The sequence below is a fragment of the Xenorhabdus sp. PB30.3 genome, assembly GCF_963895965.1.
GTDB classification, from domain to species: Bacteria; Pseudomonadota; Gammaproteobacteria; order Enterobacterales; family Enterobacteriaceae; genus Xenorhabdus; species Xenorhabdus stockiae.
The window spans coordinates 1-6,301 of the sequence record NZ_CAWQMW010000049.1 but is presented as its reverse complement, the minus strand read 5'-3'; the positions used below and the strand labels follow the sequence as shown (position 1 = coordinate 6,301).

The 6,301-nt window shown below is 36.3% G+C and carries 3 protein-coding genes and 3 pseudogenes; all 6 read left to right on the top strand.

Translation table 11 applies throughout. From position 1 onward, the window contains the following. On the top strand, positions 1–894 hold an 894-nt coding region (locus AACX38_RS04270; RefSeq protein WP_228865780.1), incomplete at its 5' end, for a hypothetical protein. 4 nt (positions 895–898) lie between these two features. Next, positions 899–1,887 (top strand): annotated as a pseudogene (locus AACX38_RS04265) (IS630 family transposase). A 312-nt stretch (positions 1,888–2,199) separates the two neighbouring features. Continuing rightward, positions 2,200–3,357, top strand: coding sequence for a glycosyltransferase family 4 protein (locus tag AACX38_RS04260; RefSeq protein ID WP_228865779.1), 1,158 nt, complete (start codon positions 2,200–2,202; stop codon positions 3,355–3,357). A 98-nt stretch (positions 3,358–3,455) separates the two neighbouring features. After that, a pseudogene (locus tag AACX38_RS04255) lies at positions 3,456–3,688 on the top strand (transposase); the annotation flags it as partial. A 63-nt stretch (positions 3,689–3,751) separates the two neighbouring features. Continuing rightward, positions 3,752–4,785, top strand: a pseudogene (locus AACX38_RS20720) (IS110 family transposase). 480 nt (positions 4,786–5,265) lie between these two features. Next, positions 5,266–6,301, top strand: a 1,036-nt coding sequence (locus AACX38_RS04240; protein ID WP_228865776.1) for a glycosyltransferase family 4 protein, incomplete at its 3' end; no start/stop codon positions are given.

The window sequence follows — 6,301 nt, the reverse complement described above, 5'->3', positions numbered from 1 at the left end:
GCTATAAAAATCATTATATTCATATTAACAGTAGCAGGTGTTATAATATTGATATTTGATAATTACAATCACATGAGATTCGTTAGTTTTTATGATGTATATACTTTAAGATTTGAATCCAGAGATTCTTCAAGTGGAGGGATATCTGGATACTTGATAATGTGGCTTTCCATTTGTTTTATACCATATTATACTACCATAGGTCTTTTAGAAAAAAACAGAATTTCTTTATTTTTTTCTTTTCTTCTTTCATTATTAGTATATATGGCAAATGGCTCCAAAAGCACACTTTTAATGCCTTTTGTTATCATCATGATGAATCTCCTTATTAATAAAAAAGGTGATTTCATTATTAAGTTATTAATGATAATGAATATAATTATAGTTTTCTTAATGTTCATTAACATTCCTTATAATGAAATGATAAGAGCTATATTTTTCATGAGAACTCTTGCTACTCCAGGGTGGACATTAACAACTTATTATGAATATTTTCTTGAGCATGGCTTAACGTTTTATACTCATATCGGTTTTATTAATTTTTTTTCTGATTCATACCCTTATGGAAAATATTCGCTCGGTCAAATGATTGGCAAATACTACTCTGGTTCATATGATGCCAATTTTAATGCAAATTTTTGGGCCAGTGATGGAATTGCTGCATTAGGTCCATGGGGAATACCATTAATAACCATGTTTGTATTACCAACAATATGGATAATAAACCAAGTATCATACAAAATTAACCCAAAATTCACTGCATTATGGTTGACTGGGTTCTGGTTCACCTTAATGAATGTTTCCTTAACCACATCATTATTGAGCGGAGGAGGTTTATTAGTAATAATGGCATTATTTTTCTCGAATATGCTAAAATATATCAATCGCCATTGAATTGATGCATGATACAACTCGTGACAATCGAGTCCGTGATCGCATTAAGGCCATCCTTTTGACCTCAGAAGGCTGAACTGCTCAACAGGCCTTGCGTATTCACAAAAAAAGTATCGTAAGCCGCCACCTAAAAGATTTTATCGCTCAGGAAAAGCTCACCCCAGAAAATGGCGGCTCTGAAAGCCACCTATCTGCCAAATAAACCGCCGACCTGATTGATTATTTGACAACAAATTAGATGCATACCACCGCCCACAAATTGTGATTTATGTCCCAGCACGTTAGCAGGTGTCTTTCAGCGTGGATGGAATGACGAAATAGCTTCAACGTCAAGGTTTTTCAGCTATAAAAAGCCAAAGTGAGTGCCTCATAAATTCAATGCAGATAAACAGCAACAATTTATTGATGACTACAAAGTGCTGAAAGACAGTGCGGATCAGAATGAACAAATCCTATTTGTTGATATGGTGCATCCTTCCCAGTCCACAAAGCTCAGCTCTGGCTGGATGAAAGAAGGGAAGAATCAGGTAAAAATGGTTGAAACCACCGGTAGCCGTACCCGTCTTAATATTCTGGGTGCCCTCAATTTACGGTGCATTGAAGACACAGTGATCTGTGAGTATCCGAGTATCAATGCGGAAAGCATTAAGTATTTTTTCGGGTCGCTCCGGAGACTTACCCACTTTCGCAAAAAATCCACATCATTCTGGATGGAGCGGGTTACCACCAAGCCGAGTTGGTGAAAGATATTGTGTATGTCCTTAATATTGAATTGCATTACTTACCACCTTACAGCTCAAATCTCAATCCGATAGAGCGATTGTGGAAATATATGAATGAGCAAGTGCGTAATAATGTCTATTTTCCGAATACAAAAACGTTCCGTGAAACCCTTCGTCACTTTTTTCATGTCACTTTGCCAGAAAAAGCGAAAAACTGACAACTCGATTGGCTGACCACTTTCAGATTTTAAAACCTGCATCTTCAAGTTAGATTGGTATAGACACTAACTCCCATTAATTAAAAATAACTATCCGTTAAGATTCTTATAAATAAACACTACTTTATTAGGGTAACCAATTTTAAAATTTATCATTCTTCAACACCATCAATTGAATAAACAACCAATCCGAAAGCAACGAAAAAATTTAACGCAAAGAGATTAAAAGTTGCAAAGTCTCTTTTTGGATCAATGAAAAATTTTCAATTTTTAGAGCCTATCTAATTTAGTAGATAATTTAATAAATTAAAAATCCCCGTGATATATAAACAACTGTATTTCCATATCAGAGATATTTAATAAATATGAGCATAATAATTGGCATAGATGCATCGCGCAACAGATCTGGTGGTGCTAAAGCTCACTTGATTGGCATTCTATCATCTATTAATCCTAAAGATTTTGGTATTGATATAATTCATATTTGGTCTTTTAGAGGATTACTAGATGAACTTCCAGATAAACCATGGTTAGTTAAACATAATCCTCCTGAATTAGAATCTTCTTTGCCTATCCAATTATCTTGGCAAGCTCTAAAGCTTAAAAAAGAGGTTAAGAATGCAAGATGTGATATTTTATTCACAACTGATGCTAGTACTGTATGTCGATTTAGTCCAATGGTAGTAATGAGTCAAGATATGCTATCGTACGAACCCGGTATAATGGACTATTTTGGCTATGGTTATGAACGAGTAAGACTCTTAGCTATACTTTATTTACAAAATCTAGCTTTTCGCCATGCATCTGGAGTTATTTTTCTTACCAATTATGCAGCTAAAGTAATTCAGTCATCTTGTGGCAAGTTACCTAATGTGTCAAAAATTCCCCATGGAGTAGGCTCTAATTTTCAATCTATAATACCAGAGAATATATGGCCTTATTCATGTGAGCAACCAATAAGAGCTATATATATATCTAACACAGATATGTACAAGCACCAATGGAATGTTGTAAAAGCCATTAAAATACTTAGGGATAATGGATTTAATATCCAGCTTAGATTAGTAGGTGGTGGCCATGGAAAAGCTCAAGCAAGACTTGAAGAGCAAATACAACTCAGTGATCCAGAGAGATTCTTTGTAAGACAGGATGAATTTGTACCACAACATACATTACCAAAGCTGTTAGCTCAATCAGACTTATTTATTTTTGCATCTAGCTGTGAAAATATGCCAGTTACTTTAATCGAAGCAATGGCCTCGGGTTTACCCATTGCTTGCTCAAATAGAGGACCAATGCCTGAAATACTAGAAGATGGTGGTGTTTATTTTAATCCTGAAAAGCCATCGTCAATAGCTAATGCAATTGAAGATCTTATTGTTAATCCTAAAAAGCGAGAAACTTATGCCAAACGGGCCAAAGAGCTATCTCAACAATACTCATGGGAACGATGCGCAAAAGAAACATTTCAATTTATAGAAAAAATAGCTAAAAAAAATAGAAAGAAAATTTCTAGTTTCTAAGGCATGTTGACGTTTACTTGAAAGGACTCGAAGAGAATTGAGTGGCATGATAATTTGGTCTCCTTATTTTCGCCAAAAAACTCGTCACCAGAACTCTCATGCCACAACCCATGTTATCAGATCCCGTGTGGGATAAGCTATTTGTATTCATGCAACAAAATAGACTTGTCTATCATAAAAAACGCATCGCCTCGCCATGGAAGGTATCCTTTTTCGAATGAGAACCAGAATCCCTTGGCGGGAACTGCCTGCTGAATATGGGAAATGGCACACCGTCTTTAAGAGTTTTAATTCGTGGTCTGATTTTTTATTCAATGAATTAGCTAAAGACCACAGAATGGTTGTCTTCAGTGAGCCATGCTGAATACATCAGCAAAATATGAAGAGGTGTCCCATGGAACAAGTTATCGGAATAGATCTGGCAAAGCGAGTTTTTCAGTTAAATATTGTGTCTTCTTCCGGAAAATTCATTCAGAACAAAATGGTGTCTCGTGACAAGCTCACCGCTTTCATTGCTCAACAACCCCCTCAAGAATTATCATGGAAGCCTGTGGCAGCGCCAATTATTGGAGCCGCCAGTTCAAGCAGCTTGGACATGAAGTCAAACAAATCAATCGTCAATATGTTGCACCTTTTCGAATAGGCAGCAAGAACTATAAAAACGATGCGATTGCCATTGTGGAAGCTGACAGTCGTCCGGACATGCGGTATGTGCCGGAAAAAACGGTAGAACAACAGGATATTCAATGCTTACACAGGGTTCGTCAGCGTCTCATGAAAAACCAGACTACGCTGATTAACCAAATACGCGGACTGGGACTGAAGTATGGTATTGCCATGCCTGAAAGTGCCCACAAAGTAGAGCAATGTTCACCTGAACATCTGGAAAATGCCGAAAATGAGTTAACAGTCTTGAGCCGTCAGTGATTTCAGGAATGACTGTTTGAACTGAAAGACCTTCAGCGACACCTGAAAGAGTTGGATAAACGCCTTGAACATCTGAATACTCAAAATGCAGATATTCGCCGACTGTTGACATTACTGGGTATCGGACCATTAGGGGCATCGGCTCTGAAAATAGCACTGGGCGACAGTCAAGAATTTAAGAATGGCCGCCATTTTGCCAGCTATCTGGGACTCGTACCAAAAGAGCACAGCAGTGGGGGGAAAATCCGCCAACTCGGTATCAGTAAGCTGGGCAATGCCTACTTACGAGGAATATTGATCCATGGAGCCCGTTCTGTCGTGTACCAGCTTAGTAAACGGCCTGACGAACAATGTGATGAATTACAACGCTGGCTAAAAGGTGTGATAGAGCGTAGTGGTGTCAATAAGGCGGTCGTTGCATTAGCCAATAAGAATGCCCGAATCGCTTGGGCATGGGTTAACCAACCCTCGGTTTCTACCCCTCTAGGACGGATTATGTGAATATTATTAAGTGGTTGAAGTCCGTAAGGAGTAGATGTACTGACAGGTAGTACCGACTCTCTGTGAACCTGGCAAATAGCTCAGTCTACCAAGACTGTTGAAATAATGAGGACAGAGAGGGCGGATTTTCATCAGGGCTCTTTGAAGCCGAATATATGTTTGCGACTACTTTTGTCAGAAAAATATTTTTATAGACTTGAATTAGGTCGGTGTCCATATAGTTATTTAGAAACTTCCATTACTGAATAATCCTATAATCACCACTATCCTTCACCTTAAATTTACAATATAAATAATTACTCATGTGTTTCCATATACAATTCTAGATAAGAAAATCACAAGACTTCTTGTCCTTTCTCATTAATAATACAACAATATTTTAAAGCCTGAGCATTGAAGTAGGATGATTATAAAATATCGAGAAAGCCCCTTCTTGAGAAAGACCCATACTATTCTACTAAAGTTAAATAAGGAAAATTTATGAGGATATTACATATTTGCCTTGCTTCTAATTATACAGAGGGAATGACTTATCAAGACAACTTATTACCATTACAAAATGCTCTCGACGGCCATGACGTTTGCATAATTGCTGATTGCTCAACATATAAAGATGGAAAAGTTGTACAAACTGAACCATGCGATTATGTATTAAGTTCTGGTATTAGGTTAATTCGTTTACCACTTATACGCTTATGGCCTCGATTTTTAACATACAAATTAAGAATCACCCCTCAGTTAAAGAAAACTATTAATAAATTCCAGCCTGATGTAATCTTATACCATGGGCTAGTTGGTATAAGCTTATTAACTGTTGGTAATTACATACATTCAAATAAAAATGTTAAATTTTATGTAGATTCACATGAGGATGCACACAATTCGGGTCTTAATTGGATTTCAAAATGGATACAATATAAATTAATCACACGTAGTATATTGTCATTGGTTCGTAAAAAAGTAGACAAAGTTCTATATATATCCATTGAAACTGCAGATTTTTTAAAAGAACACTATAAATTACAAGATGATGAAATGGAATTTTATCCTTTAGGTGGTTATATAATTGAACCAAAACAAAAAAAATCTTGGAGGGATGATATACGTAATTATTATGCCCTAGACAAAAACAATATTATCTTAGTACATACAGGAAAACTTGTATCAGAAAAACGCACAGTAGAATTATTGCGTGCTTTTTCAAAAAATACTGACCCTAGACTACGTCTTATCATAGCGGGAAGTATCCCAGAAAATGAAGAAAAAAATTTATTATCTTTAATTAATAATGATAATCGAATAATATATATTGGCTGGGTTGATGGTGACACTTTAACTAAATTACTATGTGCGGCAGATTGTTATATGCAGCCAGGAACACAATCTGCTACCCTCCAAGTTGCCCTATGTTGTGGTCTACCTATAGTTGTATATCCTTATACCAGTCATAAACCTTATATAGATGATAACGGTTTTTTCTCCTCATCAGAAGAAGAATTATCAAATATAATAAATA